Origin of the sequence: Ornithinimicrobium sp. (assembly GCF_030537745.1) — a bacterium.
Taxonomy (GTDB): Bacteria; Actinomycetota; Actinomycetes; order Actinomycetales; family Dermatophilaceae; genus Ornithinicoccus.
In genome coordinates this window covers 1-20,608 of sequence record NZ_JAUNVI010000014.1, presented here as the reverse complement: position 1 = coordinate 20,608, position 20,608 = coordinate 1, and the positions used below count along the sequence as shown (strand labels likewise).

Annotated in this window: 18 protein-coding genes and 2 rRNA genes; 1 reads left to right on the top strand and 19 read right to left on the bottom strand. The window is 69.5% G+C overall.

What is annotated here, in order from left to right; genetic code table 11:
* Positions 1-73 precede the first annotated feature (73 nt).
* Complete coding sequence (locus tag Q4P07_RS04935) at positions 74-1,435, bottom strand: replication-associated recombination protein A (protein WP_303373812.1); 1,362 nt, start codon at positions 1,433-1,435, stop codon at positions 74-76.
* A gap of 99 nt (positions 1,436-1,534) precedes the next feature.
* Here Q4P07_RS04935 and Q4P07_RS04930 point away from each other — a divergent pair, with 99 nt between their 5' ends.
* Positions 1,535-2,353: a GNAT family N-acetyltransferase gene (locus tag Q4P07_RS04930; RefSeq protein ID WP_303373785.1), complete on the top strand. Its 819-nt coding sequence runs from the start codon at positions 1,535-1,537 to the stop codon at positions 2,351-2,353.
* Positions 2,354-2,438: 85 nt separating this feature from the next.
* On the opposite strand, the gene aspS is transcribed toward Q4P07_RS04930, so the two are convergent.
* The 18 genes from aspS to Q4P07_RS04840 all read right to left on the bottom strand — a co-directional run.
* On the bottom strand, positions 2,439-4,262 hold the full coding sequence (gene aspS / locus Q4P07_RS04925; RefSeq protein WP_303373784.1) for an aspartate--tRNA ligase: 1,824 nt from the start codon (positions 4,260-4,262) through the stop codon (positions 2,439-2,441).
* Between the two features lie 249 nt (positions 4,263-4,511).
* Positions 4,512-4,991 (bottom strand): DUF421 domain-containing protein, encoded by a 480-nt coding sequence (locus Q4P07_RS04920; protein WP_303373783.1) that lies wholly within the window; start codon positions 4,989-4,991, stop codon positions 4,512-4,514.
* A gap of 12 nt (positions 4,992-5,003) precedes the next feature.
* Positions 5,004-5,519, bottom strand: a complete 516-nt coding sequence (locus Q4P07_RS04915; RefSeq protein WP_303373782.1) for a hypothetical protein — start codon at positions 5,517-5,519, stop codon at positions 5,004-5,006.
* A gap of 52 nt (positions 5,520-5,571) precedes the next feature.
* Entirely contained in the window at positions 5,572-6,201 is a 630-nt protein-coding gene (locus tag Q4P07_RS04910; RefSeq protein WP_303373781.1) for an NUDIX hydrolase, read from the bottom strand.
* A gap of 20 nt (positions 6,202-6,221) precedes the next feature.
* Positions 6,222-7,910 carry a CTP synthase gene (locus Q4P07_RS04905; protein ID WP_303373780.1) on the bottom strand — a complete coding sequence of 563 codons (1,689 nt, stop codon included), beginning with the start codon at positions 7,908-7,910 and terminating at the stop codon, positions 6,222-6,224.
* An 11-nt stretch (positions 7,911-7,921) separates the two neighbouring features.
* The gene (locus Q4P07_RS04900; protein ID WP_303373779.1) at positions 7,922-9,115 is read right to left on the bottom strand and encodes a glycosyltransferase family 4 protein; all 1,194 of its coding nucleotides are present in this window, start codon (positions 9,113-9,115) and stop codon (positions 7,922-7,924) included.
* Positions 9,112-10,740 carry a lipid II flippase MurJ gene (locus Q4P07_RS04895; protein WP_303373778.1) on the bottom strand — a complete coding sequence of 543 codons (1,629 nt, stop codon included), beginning with the start codon at positions 10,738-10,740 and terminating at the stop codon, positions 9,112-9,114. Before Q4P07_RS04895 ends, Q4P07_RS04900 begins: the two co-directional genes overlap by 4 nt.
* Positions 10,740-11,528 carry a hypothetical protein gene (locus tag Q4P07_RS04890; RefSeq protein WP_303373777.1) on the bottom strand — a complete coding sequence of 263 codons (789 nt, stop codon included), beginning with the start codon at positions 11,526-11,528 and terminating at the stop codon, positions 10,740-10,742. The genes Q4P07_RS04895 and Q4P07_RS04890 overlap by 1 nt, the downstream gene beginning before the upstream one ends.
* Positions 11,525-12,625 carry a copper transporter gene (locus Q4P07_RS04885; RefSeq protein WP_303373776.1) on the bottom strand — a complete coding sequence of 367 codons (1,101 nt, stop codon included), beginning with the start codon at positions 12,623-12,625 and terminating at the stop codon, positions 11,525-11,527. Before Q4P07_RS04885 ends, Q4P07_RS04890 begins: the two co-directional genes overlap by 4 nt.
* Entirely contained in the window at positions 12,622-13,806 is a 1,185-nt protein-coding gene (gene steA, locus Q4P07_RS04880) for a putative cytokinetic ring protein SteA (protein ID WP_303373775.1), read from the bottom strand. Before steA ends, Q4P07_RS04885 begins: the two co-directional genes overlap by 4 nt.
* 1 nt (position 13,807) lies before the next feature.
* On the bottom strand, positions 13,808-15,616 hold the full coding sequence (gene recN, locus Q4P07_RS04875) for a DNA repair protein RecN (RefSeq protein WP_303373774.1): 1,809 nt from the start codon (positions 15,614-15,616) through the stop codon (positions 13,808-13,810).
* Positions 15,613-16,548 carry an NAD kinase gene (locus Q4P07_RS04870; protein WP_303373773.1) on the bottom strand — a complete coding sequence of 312 codons (936 nt, stop codon included), beginning with the start codon at positions 16,546-16,548 and terminating at the stop codon, positions 15,613-15,615. Before Q4P07_RS04870 ends, recN begins: the two co-directional genes overlap by 4 nt.
* Positions 16,545-17,402: a TlyA family RNA methyltransferase gene (locus tag Q4P07_RS04865; RefSeq protein ID WP_303373772.1), complete on the bottom strand. Its 858-nt coding sequence runs from the start codon at positions 17,400-17,402 to the stop codon at positions 16,545-16,547. Before Q4P07_RS04865 ends, Q4P07_RS04870 begins: the two co-directional genes overlap by 4 nt.
* Complete coding sequence (locus Q4P07_RS04860; protein WP_303373771.1) at positions 17,399-17,707, bottom strand: hypothetical protein; 309 nt, start codon at positions 17,705-17,707, stop codon at positions 17,399-17,401. The genes Q4P07_RS04865 and Q4P07_RS04860 overlap by 4 nt, the downstream gene beginning before the upstream one ends.
* The gene (locus tag Q4P07_RS04855; protein WP_303373770.1) at positions 17,704-18,549 is read right to left on the bottom strand and encodes an HAD-IIA family hydrolase; all 846 of its coding nucleotides are present in this window, start codon (positions 18,547-18,549) and stop codon (positions 17,704-17,706) included. Before Q4P07_RS04855 ends, Q4P07_RS04860 begins: the two co-directional genes overlap by 4 nt.
* The gene (locus Q4P07_RS04850; protein ID WP_303373769.1) at positions 18,546-19,400 is read right to left on the bottom strand and encodes a hypothetical protein; all 855 of its coding nucleotides are present in this window, start codon (positions 19,398-19,400) and stop codon (positions 18,546-18,548) included. The genes Q4P07_RS04855 and Q4P07_RS04850 overlap by 4 nt, the downstream gene beginning before the upstream one ends.
* Before the next feature lie 361 nt (positions 19,401-19,761).
* Positions 19,762-19,878, bottom strand: a 5S ribosomal RNA gene (gene rrf / locus Q4P07_RS04845).
* A 97-nt stretch (positions 19,879-19,975) separates the two neighbouring features.
* Positions 19,976-20,608 (bottom strand): 23S ribosomal RNA (locus tag Q4P07_RS04840); the annotation flags it as partial.

Here is a 20,608-nt window from a genome sequence, read left to right as displayed (position 1 = left end):
CGACACGCCTGATCACCGAGTAGGCGGGGCTCGTTGTACATAGCCAGGCTGTGTCGCTACGCCATTTCCCGCCTCAGCGACCGCGGATGATTCGGCGCAACTCGGCCCACCTTGAGCCGAGCCGTTCTTCCCAGCCGCGGCCGCTGGGGCGGTAATAGTCGACGTCTTCAGCGAGCAGGTCATCGGGCAGGTACTGCTGGGCGCCCACCCCCGCGGGCTCGTCGTGGCTGTACCGGTAGCCCTTGCCGTGTCCCAGCCGGGCCGCCCCGGCATAGCCGCTGCCGCGCAGGTGGGCCGGGACCGCGCCCCCCTTGCCGGCTCTCACGTCGGCGATCGCCGCGTTGATCCCGTTGTAGGCGGCGTTCGACTTGGGCGCCAACGCGTTGTGGACCACGGCTTGGGCCAGGATGATCCGGGCCTCTGGCATCCCGATCTGGGCGACTGCGTGCAGCGCGGCCACCGCTGTCTGCAAGGCGGTCGGGTCGCCCAGGCCCACGTCCTCGCTCGCCGAGATGACGATCCGACGGGCGATGAAGCGTGGGTCCTCCCCGGCCTCCAGTTGACGCGCCAGGTAGTGCAGCGCGGCGTCGACGTCCGAGCCTCGCATCGACTTGATGAAGGCGCTGGCCACGTCGTAATGCTGGTCGCCGGCCCGGTCGTAGCGGACGGCCGCCTGCGCGACGGCCTGCTCGACATGCCCGAGCGTGATCTGGACGGTCGCGTCCTCAGCACCGGCGGCACGGTCGTCGTCGGCAACTCCGGCGGCCGCCTCCAACGTGGTCAGGGCCCGACGTGCGTCGCCACCCGCCATCCGGACGACATGCTCCATACCCTCCTGAGCAAGCGTGAACTCACCCGCGAGTCCGCGGTCGTCAAGCAGGGCACGCTCCACCACACCGCGGACATCGTCGTCATCCAGCGAGGTCAGGGTCACCAGCACGGAGCGGGACAGCAACGGCGCAATGATGCTGAAGGAAGGGTTCTCCGTGGTCGCGGCGACGAGAATGACAAGGCGGTTCTCCACGCCAGGCAGTAGTGCGTCCTGCTGGGCCTTGGTGAACCGGTGGATCTCGTCGAGGAAGAGCACGGTCTGGCGGCCGTAGAGATTTCGCTCTCGGGTGGCCTGATCCATCACCGACCGGACATCCTTGACACCGGCGGTGACGGCTGAAAGCTCCACGAACCGGCGGTCGGCGCTGTGCGCGACGAGGTGGGCGAGCGTAGTCTTACCGGTCCCCGGCGGACCCCAGAGGATCGCTGACAGTGCCCCCGCCGGGCCGCCCTGGCCCTCGATCAGGCGTCGCAGGGGAGAGCCGGGCCGCAGCGCGTCGCGCTGACCGGCGACCTCCTGAAGATTCTGCGGACGCATCCGGACAGCTAAGGGGAGGAACAGGTCGGAGCCTGCGGCGTCCGGGCTCCCGGCGACGCTGAACAGGTCGGACCCATCTGATGCCACCCGCGCAGGCTAACCCCTCGTCCCGACCAGCACCGGCCCGGCACTGTCGACATCCCTCCCTGCTGGCAGGCTTGGGGGGTGCAGCGCGTCCCGGACTACGCCACCGCCGTGAGGTTGAGTGGAGATGACCCCTGGGTCCGCTGGTCGATCGCGGCTCCCCTTGCCGGAGAGGTCTGGGTCCATGACGGCGTGATCCTGGTCGAGCGTCGGGGCTCCCGACGCGGGTTCTGGGTGGCGCCGATCACGGCGGCCAGCGTCAAGGCAGCGCCCGAGTCCGACCAGGATGAGGGTAGGCGGGTCCGTGCGGCACTCGTCGAACTGCGAGATGGCGGCCATCTCCAGCGGCTGGGCAGCCGGTCGCTCTCCGTCGTCCAGGCACACGCAGCCGTGGCCCACGAGGTCCTGGAGCTGGGTAACGGTGGGGACTGGGACTGGATGTGGGTGGACGCCTCCACGGCATCACTCCCGGACCGGCCCAGCGCCGCGGTCCCGCTCTCCGCCATCGAGGTCGTCCTGCACGACGTGGACGACGCTGAGGAGATCTCGGCCTTCACGCACCGGCACAACCCGCACGTCTGGACGCAGATCGGGACCGGGAGGGTCCATCACTGGGTGGGACTGCGGGACCTCACCGGGGATCTTCTCGCGCTCGGCGGGGCTGAACGCGAGGCCACAGGGGTCCCGCACCTGGCCGGGATCGTGACGGACCGTTCCTTACGCTGCCGAGGACTCGGCACCGCCGTCACGCTGGCTCTGTCTCGGTGGGCACTGGCGGAGGGCGGCGTCTGCACGCTGGGGATGTTCTCCGACAACGAACCAGCCCGCGCGATCTACCGTCGGCTCGGTTATCGCACCGCCAGAGCCTGGCACTCGCGCGATCTCCTCGGCCCCGGTTGAGCGGTGGGTATGGGTCGTCGGGGCGGCCCATACCCACCGCGCAGTGCACGACCGCGCAGGACAGGCCACGGCTCGGCGCGGCGCCCTACTGCACTGCGGGGTCCGCCTGGGCTGCGGGCTTGTCCGCCGATTGGGCCAGCGCCTTGGCGTCGATGCCGGCCTCCTTGCGTTGCTCCGGGGTGATGCGGGCCGGGGCCTCGGTCAGCGGATCGAAGCCGCCACCGGTCTTGGGGAAGGCGATGACGTCGCGGATCGAGTCGGTGCCCGCGAGCAGGGCCACGATGCGGTCCCACCCAAACGCGATCCCGCCGTGCGGCGGGGCACCAAACTTGAACGCCTCGAGCAGAAAGCCGAACTTTTCCTGCGCATCTTCGGCAGTTAACCCCATGACCCCGAAGACGCGCTCCTGGAGTTCGCGGCGGTGGATGCGGATGGACCCGCCACCGATCTCGTTGCCGTTGCAGACCAAGTCGTAGGCGTAGGCCAGCACGGCGCCCGGGTCGGACTCGAGGGAGTCGACATACTCTGCTTTCGGTGACGTGAAGGCGTGGTGAACAGCGGTCCACGCCCCCGAGCCGACGGCCACGTCCCCAGCGGCGACGGCCTCACCAGCTGGCTCGAACAGCGGCGCGTCAACGATCCACAAGAAGTTCCAGTCGGACTCGTCGATCAAAGCGCAGCGCCTGCCGATCTCCAGGCGGGCGGCGCCGAGGAGTGCGCGTGAGGCCTTGGTCGGCCCAGCTGCGAAGAAGACGCAGTCACCCGGCTGGGCATCGACATGTCCGGCCAGTCCGGCCCGCTCCGCGTCGGACAGGTTCTTGGCGACCGGGCCGCCGAGTTCGCCATCCTGCCCGACGGTGACATACGCCAGGCCCTTGGCGCCGCGCTGCTTGGCCCACTCCTGCCAGGCGTCGAACTGGCGGCGTGGTTGCGAACCGCCGCCGGGCATGACGACGGCGCCGACGTACTCGGCCTGGAACACCCGGAAGGGGGTCTGGGCGAAGAAGTCGGTGCACTCGGTGATCTCCAGGTCGAATCGCAGGTCCGGCTTGTCAGAACCGTAGCGGCGCATCGCCTCGGCGTAGGTCATCCGAGGGAAGGGCGTGGTCAGCTCGACCCCTTGAACGGCCCACACCGCCTTCGTGATCGCCTCGCCGAGCTCGATGACGTCGTCCTGCTCGACGAAACTCATCTCGATGTCGAGCTGGGTGAACTCCGGCTGCCGGTCGGCACGGAAGTCCTCGTCGCGGTAGCAGCGCGCGATCTGGTAGTAGCGCTCCATCCCCGCGACCATGAGCAGCTGCTTGAACAGCTGCGGGCTCTGCGGGAGGGCGTACCAGCTGCCGGGCTGCAGGCGTGCCGGGACCAGGAAGTCACGGGCACCCTCGGGCGTGGAGCGGGTGAGCGTTGGCGTCTCGATCTCGACGAAGTCGCGGTCGGCGAGGAGGTTGCGAGCGGCCGCGTTGACTTTGGAGCGCAGGCGCAGGTTCTGCCCCGCCGAGCTGGCGCCTGGGCGACGCAGGTCGAGGTAGCGGTGGCGCAGGCGCGTCTCCTCACCGACGCTGACACGCTCGTCGATCTGGAAGGGCAACGGGTCGGAGCCGGACAGCACCTCGATCTGGCTGGCAACCACGTCCACGGCTCCCGTGGGCAGGTCCGGGTTGACGTCCTTCTCGGCGCGCGGGGTGACCTCACCGACGACCTTCACGCAGAACTCGCTGCGCAGGTCGTGGGCGGTCCCGGTCAGGACCTCGTCACGGGCCACGACCTGGACGACACCACTGGCGTCACGCAGGTCGATGAAGGCGACGCCGCCGTGGTCGCGGCGGCGGGCCACCCAGCCGGTGAGGGTGACGGTGGTGCCGGCGTGCGCGGGGCGCAGGGTGCCGGCGTTATGGGTACGAAGCATGGGCTGTCCTCTCGGGTCGGTCCCGCAGAGGATCGGTCTGCCCCCTGCGAAGGCAGCCCGTCAAGGTGTGGGCGGGGGCTAGGTCGCGGTGCCACCACACCTTTGCCGAGGGATCCTCAGCCTCTCGTCGATCCGCTGGACGCGCGGTGCGCAGGTCGGGCTGTGGTGTCGGTATGTCGATCAGCTCTTGGCGGGTCGTCACCCCGCCCCTGCGCACGTACCCAGTTTACAGGCTCAAGCCTCTGGGCCCTAGCCAACGGGCGGCTGCTCGCTCGCACCGGAAGCCCCAGGGTCGGACGTGAAGAACGACAACTGTCCGTTAGCCTCCAGCACCGCCACCCGGATGTCACCCACCCGCTCGATCCCTCGACCACGCGACGCGGCGAGCAGGTCGTTGAGGCCTAGCCGTTCCCTCCGCATGGTTTCCAGCAGCAGCTCCCCGTCCTGCACGACGACCACCGGCACCCCGTGCGTGATCCGAGCCCACCCGCGCCATCGCGAGTTGATCCACCCGATCAAGATCGTGAGCAGGGCGAAGGTGCCGACGGCTAATGCGCCGGCGGTGAAGGAGTAATCCTGCTGGACTATCGCCTGACCCACTAGGTCACCCATCGTGATAAAGAGAATCAACTGAAAAGAGCTGAGCTCGCCGAGGGTCGAGCGACCGACGACCCGGGTCACTGACCACAGGAACAGGAACATCAACGCGGCGCGGACGACGATCTCCATCAGGCCTCCAGGTCAGGGGAACAGCTGGGTGCGGAAGGAGACTGGATCCCGCGGCACCCCGTCGACGACGACCGCGACCTGACCCTGGCGGCCGCGAACGCTGTTGGGCTGGATATAGGCATCGAAGCCCACCGTCATCGTGGGCTGTTCCTGCGTCGCAAACGTCAGGTAGAGCCACTCATCGTCACGGGTCTCATCCGTCGTGGCGGGATACCACCCTTGGGTCTCATAGATGTCCAGGTAGTCCGCGGTCAACGCGAGAGTGATCTGTGGCGCAAGCCCGGCAGGGTCAGACACCTCGATCTCGAAGGGTACGTCCTGACCGGGACGTGCACTACTGGCATAGGTGACCCGCAGGTGCAGCGAGTCTCCGCTGCGCGCCTCGACGACCGCCGTCTGATCGCCGAGCAGTCCGAAGAGCCCCGCAGCCACCAGGACGGTGAGAGCGCCCACCCCGAGTCGCCGCCACAGCAACGACCGCCGCGAACCAGCCTCCTGCACATTGTGAAACGTGGACATCGTGGTCACGTCTCCTCTTTACACCACGACGTGGCCCACGGCATGCCAAAAGTCCTTGTGCTTAGCGGCGTCCAGCCCGACCAGGTACGCCGCGGAGCCTGGCGTCGAGCGTGAGCACCGCGAGCATCAGCGCCGCGTTGTGGATCTGCCCTGCGAGCACGGCGTCCACCGCCTCGTCGACGGCGACCCAGCCGCACGGCATACCCGCCTCCTCGTCCTCACGCAGGTGCCGCTCTCCCTCCAGCACGTCGGCGAGATCGGTCGCGAGGTAGACCGTGATGACCTCGTCGAGACCGCCGGGCGAGGGCGTGAAAGCGATGAGCTCTTCCCAGCTGTCCGCGAGCAGGTCGGCCTCCTCTGCGAGCTCGCGCTGCGCGGCGAAGACCGGATCTTCCCCCTCGACGTCAAGGAGGCCAGCCGGGATCTCCCAGTCGTGAGCGCCGATCGGGTGACGGTACTGCTGGATCACGAAGATCTCGGGGACACCCCGGTCGGTGCGTAGCGCCAGGACCGCGACCGCGCCCGTGTGGGCGACGTACTCCCGCACGACCTGGGTGTGCCCCAGATCGATAGTGTCGCTGCGCACGTCCCAGACGTGCCCTTCGAAGACCGTGGAGGTGCGCAGCACCTGCGCGCGGCCAGGTCGGTCATGCAGATCCGCGGCCGCGAGACGGCGTGCGTCGAGGGTCATCGAAGAGGCCGTTGCGCCGGTCAGGGCAGCTCGTGCTGGTGCTGGCGCCCCTCGACCTCGACGAGGCGCTGGCTGCGCTGCCGCTCGAGGGCGGCAGCGACCAGACCGGCGAAGAGGGGGTGGGCGACGTCCGGCCGAGACTTGAACTCCGGATGCGCCTGCGTGGCCACGTAGTAGGGGTGAACCTCGGCGGGCAGCTCGACGAACTCGACGAGGTTGCCGTCGGGAGAGGTGCCACTGATGACCAGACCCGCCTCCGTGAGCTGCCCCCGGTAGGCGTTGTTGACCTCATAGCGGTGCCGGTGCCGCTCGGTGACCGCGGTGGTGCCGTAGACCCCAGCGAGCACCGAACCCTCTTGCAGGATCGCGTCGTAGGCGCCGAGCCGCATGGTGCCACCGAGGTCGCCCGCGCCCTCGACGAACTGCTGCTGCTCCGCCATCGTGGCAATCACGGGAGCCGCTGCCTGCGGGTCGAACTCGGTGGAACTGGCGCCTTCGACGTCGGCCACGTTGCGGGCGTACTCGATGACCATGGCCTGCAGACCGAGACAGAGGCCGAGCGTGGGGACGCCGCGCTCACGCGCCCAGCGCAGCGCGCCGATCTTGCCCTCGATCCCCCGCACGCCGAAGCCACCGGGGACCAGGATCGCGTCGACCCCGTCGAGGGACTGGCTCGCGCCGCTCTCAGTCTGGCACTCGTCGCTGGCGACCCAGCGGATGTTGACCAAGGCATCGTGCCGGAAACCGCCGGCGCGCATCGCCTCGGTGACCGACAGGTAGGCGTCCGGCAGGTCGATGTACTTGCCGACGAGCGCGACCTCCACCTGGTGCTCGGGCTCGTGCACCCGCTCCAGCAGCGCGTCCCAGGCCGACCAGTCGACGTCGCGGAAGGGCAGGCCGAGGTGCCGCACGACGTAGGCGTCGAGCATCTCGCGGTGCAGCACCTTGGGGATGTCGTAGATGCTCGGAGCGTCGATGCAGGCGGCGACCCCGCCCGGCTCGACGTCGCACATCATCGAGATCTTGCGCTTAATGGCTTCAGGGATCTCGCGATCGGCGCGCAGCACCAGCGCGTCGGGGGTGATGCCGACCTGGCGCAGGGCGGCGACCGAGTGCTGCGTCGGCTTCGTCTTCAGCTCGCCGCTCGGCGCGAGGTAGGGCACGAGAGAGACGTGGAGGAAGAAGCTGTTGGCGCGGCCGATGTCGTGGCGGACCTGACGCGCGGCCTCCAGAAAGGGCAGCGACTCGATGTCGCCGACGGTGCCGCCGATCTCGGTGATGATGATGTCCGGGCGCTCGGTGTCTACGTTGGCGGCCGCCCGCATGCGTGCCTTGATCTCATTGGTGATGTGCGGGATGACCTGCACGGTGTCGCCGAGATACTCGCCGCGCCGCTCGCGGGCGATCACGTCGTTGTAGACCTGCCCGGTCGTGACGTTGGACCGTCCGGAGAGGTTGACGTTGAGGAAGCGTTCGTAGTGGCCGATGTCCAGGTCGCACTCGGCCCCGTCCTCGGTGACGAAGACCTCGCCATGCTGGAAGGGGTTCATCGTGCCGGGGTCGACATTGATGTAAGGGTCCAGCTTTTGCATCGTGACCTGCAGGCCTCGAGATCGAAGCAAGAAGCCCAGGCTGGAGGCCGTCAGACCCTTCCCCAGAGAGGAGGCCACGCCGCCGGTCACAAACAGATGTTTCGTTGTCTCCGCCACGGGCTGTCAGTCTACGTGACCGCAGCCGTGGGTTGGTCACCAGCCACGCCAGAGCGGTATGCCGTCACCGCGGCAGTGATCGCGTCAGCCTCTGTCGGCAGCTGAGCGGCGCGAAGCAACGCCTGTCCGCGAAGGTCGGAGCGCAACGTCGGATCGCCCAGGACCTGCGCGATCGCCTCTGCCAGCACCTTCTCACCGTCTTCCCCCCGGATCGGCGGGACCAGGAGCGCAGCCTCCCCGACGACCTGCCTCGTCCCGCCAACGTCGGTGGCCACGATCGGCGCGCCCTTCGCGAGCGCCTCCTGCAACCACACCGGCTGCCCTTCCCACTGCGCTGCCGAGACAACCACATCCACGGCAGCCAGCAGAGCCGGCACGTCCTCGCGGTGCCCGAGCAGACGAGCGTCGAGGGCGTCTGCGGTCTCGGGCAGATCCAGCCGTCGTTGCAGCGCCGCTCGATCCGGGCCCTCCCCCGCAATGAGAAGGACCGGTCGTCCATCGCTGCCTGCCTGCTCGGCGCCCACCCGCACCATGGCGCTGATCAGTGCGCCCATCTGCTTCTGCGGAGCGAGGCGACCGATGCTGAGCACGACGAGGTCACTGCCAGCCAAGCCGAGCTCGGCCGCCAGCACCGCTCTTGCGATCGAGCGATCGCGGACACGGGCCGGGGGGGCCGGCACGATCGCCAGGGCTGTGGCGTCGGCCCCCTTGGCACGGGCTCTCTGGAGCAGGTCCGGTGAGACCGCGAGGAGGAGATCGGCACGGCGACAGACGAGTCGCTCCAGCTGGCCATAGAGGAGACGGGCCGCGAGCGCGCCGGACACAGAAGGTCCACTCGTGCCTCGCGAAGCCAGGGCTGGAGGCCCGTTGTGGCTGGTCACCACCAGGCGCGGCGTCGTGCCTGCCGCTCGAGCGAGCGCGGCCAGCGCGCCGGCCCGCAGCCCATGAGCGTGGACGACGTCGCACGCGCTCAACAGCTCGCGGAGGCAGACGACGGCCGCTCTGTCGCGCCGTGGATGTGGACGGGCACCGACCTCCAGCCGCACGTGTCTGGCACCGAGGTCGGACAGACCAAACTGGGCGGCGACCGTGTCCGGACAAGCCACCACCACGGTGTGCCCGGCGGTGGTGAGTCCGCGAGTCAGCATGGCCACGTGCTGCCCGACACCTCCGGCGACGAGCCCGGTCACCAGGAGGATCCTCATTGGCTCATCCTCGTCGAGATCGCGCGCCACGCGTCGGGGGCCAGCAGGCGAACGGCGAGCGCCGCACAGCACAGCGCCAGAAGCCCGACGAGGGCCGCCAGCCCCAGGGTCTGCGTCCACCCCTGCGTCGTGGTCGGCAGCACGAGCTCGCGGAAGGACAGCGCTAGCAGCGCACCGAGAAGGGCGGCACCAGCGGCACGGGGCACGCCCACGAACGGTGCCCTGCCCCATACCCGGCGGATCTCCAGGACCAGCAAGCCACCCGCAACACTCATCCCGACCGTGGAACCGGCCGCCAGCCGGACCAGGGTGTCCCGCACGTCTGATGCCGGCGCGACCAGCAGCACCGGCAGCAGCGCGGCGACCGCCCAGCCGACGCACACCGTCGCCGCGGCTCGCCGGGGCGAACCCACTGCATAGAGCGCCCGGGTGCCCACCGCGACGAGACCGAGGCCGACCAGGCCGGGGGCGAGCACGGCCAGCGTGGGGGCCAGCGCTTCGAGGGTGGCCTGGCCGCTGCCGCCCGCGCCCGCGTCGAGCAGGAGGAAGGCTGATCCGACCTCCCGGCGCACGGCGACGAGGGCGACGGCGGCGCTCACCGAGGCCACGGCCGCGCCGAGCAGGGTGCTGCGCAGCACGGGGGTGGCCTCGGCACGGCGGCCGGCGAGCCGTGGGAAGGCGGCTGTCGCGAGAGGGACGACGAGCACGGCGTAGGGCAGGAGGTAGACCGTCTGCGCATAGGTCCACACGGTGATCCCGGCGACACCGGTGCTGGCGTTGGTCAGCAGGAGTGCGACCACGGCCGCGAGCTGTTGACAGGCCACGACGGCGACACCGGCCAGCACGAGAGCACCCGCGCGCCGGCCGGTGCCCTGCGGGAAGCGCCACGTGGGCCGCCAGCGGATACCGAGGCGAAGGGACGGGGCGAGCAGCGGCAGGCTCAGCGCCACGACACCGAGGGTGGTGCCACCGGCCAGCAACCAGATCGCCATGTCGGGGACCTCGGACAGCGGCTGGGTGGCGTCGTAGGTGATCCCGAAGGCGATATAGACGGCGATGACGACGAGGCTGGACAGCAGCGGAGCGAGCGCGGCCGCGAGGAAGCGACGGTGGGCCTGCAGGACTCCGGTGAGGACGATGCCGATCCCGTAGAGCGCGATCTGCGGCGCGAAGAGCATCAGCATGAGTCGTCCGGCGGCCTGCACGGCCACCGGGTCGCAGTTCTGGCTGGACCCCAGCAGCCAGGCGGTCACCGGCCCGGCGGCGAGCGCGACGAGTGCGGCGAGCGGGAGCAGGACGGCCAGCGTCCAGGTGAGCAGCGCCGAAGCGGTCCGATCGGCCAGATCCTCGCGCCCTCGCTCGAGATGTCCCGCGACCAAGGGCACGGCGACTGCGGCCAGCGCTCCCCCGGCGGCAACCTCGAAGAGGACGTTGGGCACCAGGTTGGCGGTGTTGTAGACCTGGCCCACGCAGGTGGCTCCGACCGCGTCGGAGAAGACGATCCAGCGCACGATGCCGACGGCGCGGGCTGCCAGGGTCACGACGGCGACGAGCCCGGCAGCGGCCAGCAGCCCCTGCGTGGAGAGCCGGCTGCTCCGCACCGTGCCACCGGGCGTCAGGGACACTACGGTCTGCCCCAGGCATCGAGGCGGCGCAGCGCGGGAGTGCCCTCGATGACCTTGCTGAAACTCACCTTCTCGCTGAGCAAGGTGAGGCCGGTGACGCCCATGAGGGCGACGAGCCGCCCGGCCGGACCGAGCGCCTGTGCGGCGGCGAGACCGGCGGCGGCGCCGAGCGGGTTAGCGCCGGTGTCACCTAGCATCGAGGCCCCACGAAGGTCGGCCGGGAGCACGATGAGCCCGGCGCCGACGACCGCGCCAGCAGCCGGGGAAGCGGTCAGCGCCAGCGGTGCAGCGACGGCCAGGCCCACCTTGAGGGCACGCCCCGGACGCAGGTCGAAGAGGTTGGCCAGGTTGGCGGACCCTGCGACGAGGGCGCCACCGGTCAGCGAGTGCAGGCCGAGACGACCCGCTCGTTGGTCGGACCAGGCGCAGGCTGCGAGGCCGGAGGCTGCCAGGAGGCCGATCTTGAGGACTCCGGTGGTGACGCGGCCCGCTCTCAGTGCGGCGAGGTGGCCGCGAAGGCCTTTGGTGTCCGTCGCCCCGGCGAGGTCGTCTATCCCCCCAGCGACGCCGCTGCCCAGGACGGCGAGCGCGGCAGGCGGGTCAGCGATGAGCAGCGCTGCAGCGAGCCCCGCGCCCAGGGCGACGCCCTCGGTGAGGGTGACGGGGTGCCCAGCGTGGTTGATCCTGGCCCAGCGCGCGCTGCCGCCCGGCAACCGTTCGGCGTGGTGCGCCGCCGTGATCGCCGCCGTCGATGCAGCTGCGGCCAGGCCGCAGAGCAGAGCCGTCACGGCGACGTCGTGAAGGCGGCGTCACCCTCGCCCTGGCTGGTCTTCTCATCCGCAGGCGGCTCCGGGCTCGGGGCCGGACCGCTCTCCGGCAGCGGCCCGCCGATGGCGCGCAAGGGTGGCAGCGGAGGGAACGTCGCCTGGGCGAGCTCGCCGAGCCCGAAGTGTCCGGCATCACCCTGCACCTGCCACGCCAGCGCGAAAGCGGCGGCGACCTGCCCGGCTGAGCTCTCGAGGTTGTCGACGGTAGAAACCCGCTGGGCCAGCGTCTTGTCCTCGCGCACTGCCCGGACGAGCGGATCGACCCGCGCCGCGAGGTCGGCCACCACTGCCTCGCCCCCGGTGCCGGTGATGACGAGGGGCGTGCTCACCTTCGCCAGCGCGTCCACCAGCCCCATCCGGCTCGCGAGCGTCGCCATGCCGTTGGTCGCGGTTGCTTCCGACACGGTCAGCCCGTCGCTGACCAGGACCAGCGCCTCGGGGGCGCGACGGTCGGTGACCGAGGCAGGGGTGCCGTCACGCCAGGTCAGGTCGACCAGTCCCTCGTCCTCGAGCGCGCCGCCCGCGGCCAGCCAGGCCCCGACGCGACCCCCCGCGTCTGCCCCCGAGAGGACCGCCGCGAGGATGGTCGCCGCGGTCGGTGACCCGCCGGACGGGGGCTCCGGGTCGGCCAAGCTCTGCCCCAGCTGGTCGAAGAGCTGGAGGCGTTCCTGTGACGGCTCCGGATCGTCCCACTTGGCGTTCAGCTCGGCCTGGAGCACGACATCGGCGCCAGCTGCGGACAGGCTTCCTTCGAGCGCGTCCAGCGTGTTGCGATCGGCACCCGGAAACACGATCAGGCCGACCCGCAGGTCCTGGAGCGTGCCGCCCAGCGCCTTCTCGCCGATGAGGCCGATCGCGTCGTCCTTGGCGTCCGCCCTCCGGTTGGCGTTGTCGACCTCGGCACGGAGAACGATCCGTTCCTGACGCAGCTGGTTGACCTCGCTCTCCAGGGTCGAGGAGATGCCGTCGCGCAGAGGGCCCGCTCCCAGCGCGATGCCGACGGCGAGGGCGATGAAGACGGCCACCAGGGAGACGAGGTGGTAACGGAAGTCGATCAACGAAACAGTCTCTCGATAAAGGCCAGGGCGTCGTCCCATCGTACGGCCAAGACACCAAAGAGGGCCCGCCCACCCGACGTCGTGGCCAAGGCCACCACCAGCGCAAACAGACCAGCGAGCACCAGCCAGACCAGCGACAGCGCCGAGATCCGTGAACGATAGAGCAGGCTGACACCCTTGGCGTCGATGAGCTTGGAGCCGACTCGCAGGCGGGTCAGGAAGGTGCTCGCCATGCCTTGGCGTCCTTTGTCAAGGAACTCGACGAGCGTGGCGTGCGTGCCCACGGCCACGATGAGCTCGGCGCCCTTGTCATCGGCCAGGAGCATCGCGACGTCCTCGCTGGTGCCGGGGGACGGCAGCACGACCGCATCAGTGATGCCAAGCGCCTCTACCCGCTCGAGACCCGGGGCCCGTCCGTCGTGGTAGGCGTGCACGATGAGCTCGGCCCCGCACGTCAGCCCGCGATCAGAGACGGAGTCCATGTCGCCCACGATCAGGTCGGGGCGCAGACCCTGCTCCAGCAGAGCGTCCGCGCCACCGTCGACCCCGATGAGGATCGGCCTGGCCTCTTTGATGAACGGCCGCAAGGCGTGCAGGTCCTCTTTGTAGTGGTAGCCACGGACGACGACCAGGGCGTAGCGCCCGCTTAGGTCCGTGCGCAGCGGCGGTATGGCGATGCCGTCCAGGAGAAGCTCGCGTTCGGCACGGACATACTGCATGGTGTTGGTGGCGAACGCCTCGATCTGCGCCGACAGATTGGTGCGGGCATCCTGGAGCTGGGCTTCCACGACCGCGTGGGTCAGCCGCACGCCGCGCGCCACGACGGCGTCGTCGACGATGAGCTCACTGTCATCGAGAGTGGCGACCACACCCTCGTGCAGCCCCATGACCGCCGGGCCGGCGAGGTCCAGCAGGGGGATCCCAGCCTCCAGCAGGATCTGCGGTCCGCGGTTGGGGTAGGCCCCGGTCGAGCTCGGCGCGGCGTTGACGACTGCCGCCGGCGCACAGGCGACCAGCGCCTGAGCACTGACCTGGTCGAGGTCGTCGTGGTCGATGATCGCGATCTCGCCGCCCAGCAGGCGCTTGGTGAGATTCTTAGTGCGGGCGTCGATGCGGACGTGGCCACTCACCGTCCTGGCCACGTCTGCCTTGACCTTGTCGGCCCGCTTCGGCGTTGCCATATCAGGACATCGTCGCACGTCGGGACAACAGCTCGCGGGCATGCTCGAGGGCCGCCTCGGAGTCGGCGACTCCGCCGAGCATGCGGGCCAGCTCTGCTTCGCGCTCCGCTCCCTCGACGGCCACCACACCGCTGCGCGTGATCTGCCCGGCAGTGCTCTTGCGCACCACCAGGTGCCGGTCGGCGTAGGCCGCGACCTGTCCCAGGTGCGTGACGACGATCACCTGCGACCCCGCCGCCAGCCGAGCCAGGCGCGCACCGAGGTCGAGCGCCGCACTGCCACCCACACCCGCATCTACCTCGTCGAAGACGTAGGTCGGCACTGATCCACGTCCGTCATCCTTGCCGCCGACGTTGGTACGTCCGGCGCAGACCAGCTCGAGCGCGAGCATGACTCGTGAGAGCTCTCCGCCGGAAGCAGCCTTAGTCACCGAACGTGCGGGAGCGCCAGCGTTAGCAGCGAGTCTGATCTCCACGTCGTCGAGACCGTGCTGTCGGGGATGGGCGCAGCGACCGTCCGGCAGCGAGACGGAGGCAGCGTCCGCGCCCGTCTCCGCGCCGAGTTTCGCAACGGACGGGTCGACCAGCCGAGGCTCCACGGACACCTGCACCAACGCGTCGCCCATGGCCAGGTGAGCGAGCTCGTCGGTGACCTCGCGTCCTACCCTGTCGGCGGTCTGGCGTCGGACCCGCGTGAGTGCATCCCCGAGCCGTCCGACCTCGTCGGCGAGCGCGGCGGCGTCTGCCCGGAGCGCCAGCACGTCCTCGTCCGACACGTCGATGCCGAGCAGCTCCGTCGCGGCCTCATCCGCGAAGGTCAGCAGCTGCCCCGTCGTCGGTCCGTACTTGCGCAGGACGGCACCCAGTGCAGCACGTCGATGATGCACCTGGTTGAGGCGCTCCTCGTCGACCTCGATCGCGGAGCCGTAGGACGCGAGGTCGCTGGCGAGGTCGGACGCGAGGTAGGCCAGCTCCTCCAGGCGCGAGTGCAAGCCCGCCAGGTCGCTGTCGTGGGCGCTCACCGGGCGCAGGCCGGTGCCCGCCTTGGCCAGGAGCGTCGCGACGCTCGGCGCCTCCTCCGCCGGGTCGTCGCTGCCGAGCAGGGCATCGTGGGCCAGCGCCGCAGCAGTCCGCAACTCCTCGGCATAGGTCAGCCGGTCCGACTCGGCACGGAGCGTTTCTTCCTCACCCTCTTGCGGGTTGACCCGCTCGATCTCCTCGAGCATGGCGCGGAGCATCCCGGCCCGCCGGGTTCGTTCGACCGAGGTGCGGGACAGGTCCAGAAGTCTGCTGCGCGCCTGATGCCACTGCCCGAACGCCCCTTGGTATGACGTCAGCGCGGCGGTGATCTCCGCACCACCTGCGGTATCCAGCAGCACCCGGTGCTGGTCGGCGTCGCGCAGCCGCCACTGATCGGCCTGGCCGTGGACGGCGACCAGGTGCTCACCGACCTCTGCGAGGACCGCGACCGGGGCGGCGCGTCCCCCGACATGGGCGCGGGATCGGCCGGCCGACGTCACCGCTCGGACCAGGACGAGCCCGTCCTCGACGTCACCACCCGCCTCGTGGACGCGCAGCGCCGCCGGGTGGTCTGAGGGGACGTCCACCTCACCCTCGATGACCGCAGCACTCGCGCCGTCTCGAACGAGGCCGGCATCCGCACGCGCACCCAGCAGGAGGCCCAGGCCACTGACCACCATGGTCTTGCCCGCACCCGTCTCACCGGTGATGACGTTGAGTCCCCCGCTCAACTCCAGCTCGGCGTCCTCGATCACCCCCAGTCCCTGGATCCGGATGCGCTTCAAGGTCACGCGCTGGCTCCGGTGGCCTGCGCTGCGTCGGCAGGGCCGCGCCAGCCGGACACCGGGAGGGCGAACTTGGCGACCAGACGGTCCGTGAAAGGGTCATCGGTCAGCCGCGCCAGCAGCACCGGGAGCTGGGAGCGACGCACCTCGATCCGAGCGCCCGCGGGCAGCTCGATCGTGCGTCGGCCGTCGCACCACAGGACGCCGTCGACATACGAGTGCGGCACGACCTCGACGGCGAGGTGGGTGTCCGGCCCGAGGACCAGGGGGCGCGCGAAGAGCGCGTGGGCCGAGATAGGGACCAGCAGGATGGCCGCGACGTCCGGCCACACGACCGGGCCACCGCCCGAAAACGCGTAGGCCGTCGAGCCGGTCGGAGTCGAGATGACTACGCCGTCGCACCCCCACGTCGACAGTGGCCGACCATCGACTTCGACAGCGACTTCGAGCATGCGTTCGCGGGCCGACTTCTCCACCGACGCCTCGTTGAGCGCCCAGTTGGTCGCGACCACGTGACCATCGTGGATGACGTCGACCTCCAGGGTCATCCTCTCCTCGATCCGGTAGTCGCGGGCCGCGATCCGGTCGACGATCGCCTCGATGTCGTCCCGCTCTGCCTCCGCGAGGAAGCCGACGCGGCCCACGTTGACGCCCAGGAGCGGTTTGCCAGCCGGCCGGGCGATCTCCGCGCCGCGCAGGATGGTCCCGTCGCCACCGAAGACGACCACCAACTCGACGTTGGAGGCGTCGACGTGCGGCGGCAGCGGGCTCTTGTGCGTCACCACCTCGTCCGCGCGGACCACGTCGTGGGTCGGCTCCCCCACGGGCACTGCTTCGACCACGATGCCGTGCGCCGCCAGGCGCTCAGTGAACGCAGCCGCCAGTGCCGGGATCTCCGGTCGCGTCGGGTGCGTCACGAGCATGATCCGACGACTCATCGCAGCTCCTCCAACCGTAGTGACGCACACCGTGCCAGGACCTCCTGTGACGGCAGACCCCAGTCCATCATGCCGTGGCGCTGCGGTCGCAACCAGAGGAGATACTCGATGTTGCCGGAACCGCCGCGCAGCGGCGAACGGGCCACGCCGAACGTCACCAGTCCGTGGTCTCCGGCGCTCTGGGTAATGCTGGTGAGCACGTCATGGCGTTGCTGCGCCGAGCGCACGACACCGGTGCGTCCCAGGAGAGCGGCTCCGACCTCGAACTGCGGCTTCACGAGCAACACAACCTCGGCCTGCGGCTCGAGCAAGGCCGGCAGCACCGGAAGCACCGCGCGCAGGGAGATGAAGGACAGGTCACCGACAAGGACGCCGAAGCGCCCACCCAGCGTGTCTGGCACCACGTCTTTGATGTTGGTGCCGGACCACTCGGTCACTTCGCGGCGACGGGCGACACGGGGGTCGAGCTGACCGTGGCCGACGTCGAGGGCGAGCACGTGCGCAACATCATGCTCCAGCAGCACCTGGGTGAAGCCGCCCGTGGAAGCTCCGACGTCCAGGCACCGCCGCCCTTCGACGTGCAACCCTTCCGGGCCCCAGAGCGCTAGGGCGTGCGCGAGCTTGACCGCGCCACGACCCACCCAGCCGGCGGTGATCCAGTCGGTGTCGCCGCCCGTCGGTTCGGCGGAGACTGCCAACGATTGCCCGGAACTCACGGTGACCGACACCTTGACGGCGACGACACCATCGACGGCCACGCGGCCGTCGAGCACCAACGCCTTGGCCTGCGTCCGCGAGCGGGCCAGGCCCCGGGCCACGAGGGCGGCGTCCAGTCGTTGCGTGCAGCCGCTCACGGGCGGGGACCGGGGCGGGCCTCTCCCGGTGCAACTGGCGCCGGCGATCCTGCAGGTGCTGGTGCGGTGAGGCGCGCTTGCAGGACGCGGTGGGCCCGCGTGGCGGCATCGAGTTGGCTGGCAGCTTCACCGGTGAGTGATCGGTCGAACTCCTCAAGCGCATCGTCGACCGCCCGGTCCCCGGTGAGCGGGCGCTCGACCGAGAGGGGGGGAGCCAGGTCAGGCAGTGCCTGCTGTGCTGTCTGCCCAGGCTCTGCCGGCTCGTCGGACCGGCGCGGTCGGTCCGGCTCGGTCGACTGCGTCATGGCTGGCTCCATAGGAAGTCAAGGTCGCCGATGGTCGCGGCGATGTGGTCGGGCCGCGTCTGCTCAGGTTGTGCCTGCGCCTCCTCGCGCGTGGACACCCCGGTCAGCACCAGCGCGCTCGTCAGCCCGATGGCGGCAGCCCCAGCGATGTCGGTGTCGAGGCGGTCGCCGATCATCAGACAGTCCTGGATCGGAAGCCCAAGTGCGGCGATCGCCTGCTCGTAGGCGGGGGAATAGGGCTTACCGACGACTTCCGGGGCCTTGTCGGTGGCGCGCGCCACTGCCGCGACCAACGAGCCGTTGCCCACGGCCAGTCCTCGAGGGGTCGGCAGGGTCGCGTCGTCGTTGGTCGCGATCCAGGAAGCACCGGCCGCCAGGGCGTAAGCCGCTTCGCTGAGGTCGCGGACGCCAACGTCCTGGCCGTAGCCCTGCACCACCACCCCCACTGTCTCCCCTGAGCCCGCAGCCACCCCGGTGCGCAACTGCGTCGGCGAACGCCAGGGCAGGCCAACGTCGGTCAGTGCGGCGCCGACGCCCTCACCGCCGACGGCTAGCACCACCTGGGTCTTTCCCAGCACCAACTCTCCCGACGCTCGCCGGTCCGCGAGCACCCGCGCCGCCACCTGAGAAGCCGTGAAGACCTGCGACGGGTCGGTCGGGAGACCGAGGCCAGTGATCTGCGCGGCGACTTCCTCCGGAGTGCGCGAGGCATTGTTGGTCATGAACAGGACGCGGACGCCAGCCGCTTGGGCAGCCAGCAACGCCACGATCGCGCCTGGACACGCGACTTCGCCGCGGTAGACGACGCCGTCGAGGTCACAGAGAATGCCGCGGACGGTCAACGGCCTTGGCTCCGGTCAGTCCGGCCGCGACGCTCCGGCTCACGCGTAGTCGTCTCCTGGCCGCTCCCGCGGGCCGTCGTCTGGTCCGAGGGCGCCACCTCCGACGGCTGGCCCTCCTCCGGGTCGACGTCGCCGGTGAGGTCGACAAACACGGGCGCCTCGTCCAGCCCGAGCAACTCCCGCGCGTCCGTCTCCTCACTGACATCTACCGCCGCTGCTCGTTGGAGCCACACCTGCGCCTCCGCCTGCTGGCCGTCAGCCTCCAGGGCTGCCGCGTAGGCATAGCGGAGCCGGGCCGCCCACGGGGCACTGGGACTTCCGGCAACCGTTAGATCCCGCAGCTGTTGGACGCCGGCAGCGGACTGCCCCATGTCGATCCTCGCGCCGGAGAGCACGATCGCGAGCTCAACCTGCTCGGCCGCCCCCAACATGCGGGCCTCGGGACTGTCACCAAGCTCCAGTGCTCGCTCAGGCCGGCCGAGCCCACGCTCCGCGTCCGCAATCAGTGGCAGCAGGTGGTGAAGCCCAGAGATGCGTCGAGCAGTACGAAACTCGCCAAGAGCCTGAGCCCACTCCCCGCGACGGTAATGCACCACTCCTAGCGTCTCGCGGACCCCGGCCACCCGGCCCGCCCGCTTGGCAGCCGTCTGCGCGTGCTCCAGCGCCAGATCGAACTCCTCCGCATCCAGTGCCCGTCCGACCGCGACGAGATGGCGAGCCACGCCGTCGGCGTTCTCCTTGCTGAGGGTCAGCAACTCTGATCGCAGCACCTTGGCAAGGTCGCCCGCCTCGATATCTTCAGGGATCTCCGGCTCAGGGACGCGCTTGGGCCGGTCCTTCCAGTCCCGCACCGGACGCCGATCGGCGCCCTCACGAGAAGGCCGCCGGTCATCGCCCTCACGCCTGGGCCGACGGTCCTCACCCTCCCTCGTGGGTCGACGGTCCTCGCTCTCGCGCCTGGGCCGCCGGCCCTCGGCGTCCCGCCAAGGGCCGCGGCCTCCTTCGCGCTGCTCCCGCCGGTCTCCCCCGCGCGGTGCGGGGCGGTCAGGACGACCACCCTGCCGACCGTCCGAATGACGGGCGCCATCTCGCTCCTGGGACACAGCAACAACCTTCCTCGCCCTCTTGGGCTACGGCAAACTTCAGTGGACACAGAAGCAGACTGGGCCCTGACCGACACGAGTGTGTCGATCAGGGCCCAGTCTAAGTGAGGTCCGGCGGTGTCCTACTCTCCCACACCGTCTCCAGTGCAGTACCATCGGCGCTGTCAGGCTTAGCTTCCGGGTTCGGAATGTTGCCGGGCGTTTCCCTGACGCTATGACCGCCGTAACGTTGTCGATCTTGTTGAACAAGCCTTCCCCGTATAAGGGGGGGAGGGGGTTGTTCGTAGGTCGAGAGACCGTACAGTGGACGCGTAGCATCTTTGTTGTTTTAAGTTGTCGGCTTATTAGTACCGGTCAGCTCCACACATTGCTGTGCTTCCACGTCCGGCCTATCAACCCAGTAGTCTAGCTGGGAGCCTTCCACCCCCGAAGGGATGCGGAAACCTCATCTTGGAGTGTGCTTCCCGCTTAGATGCTTTCAGCGGTTATCACGTCCGAACGTAGCTAATCAGCGGTGCCCTTGGCAGGACAACTGACACACCAGTGGTTCGTCCATCCCGGTCCTCTCGTACTAGGGATAGCTCTCCTCAAGTTTCCTGCGCGCGCAGCGGATAGGGACCGAACTGTCTCACGACGTTCTAAACCCAGCTCGCGTACCGCTTTAATGGGCGAACAGCCCAACCCTTGGGACCGACTCCAGCCCCAGGATGCGACGAGCCGACATCGAGGTGCCAAACCATGCCGTCGATATGGACTCTTGGGCAAGATCAGCCTGTTATCCCCGGGGTACCTTTTATCCGTTGAGCGACGGCGCTTCCACAAGCCACCGTCGGGTCACTAGTCCCGACTTTCGTCTCTGCTCGACATGTCTGTCTCACAGTCAAGCTCCCTTGTGCACTTACACTCGAAACCTGATTACCAACCAGGCTGAGGGAACCTTTGGGCGCCTCCGTTAC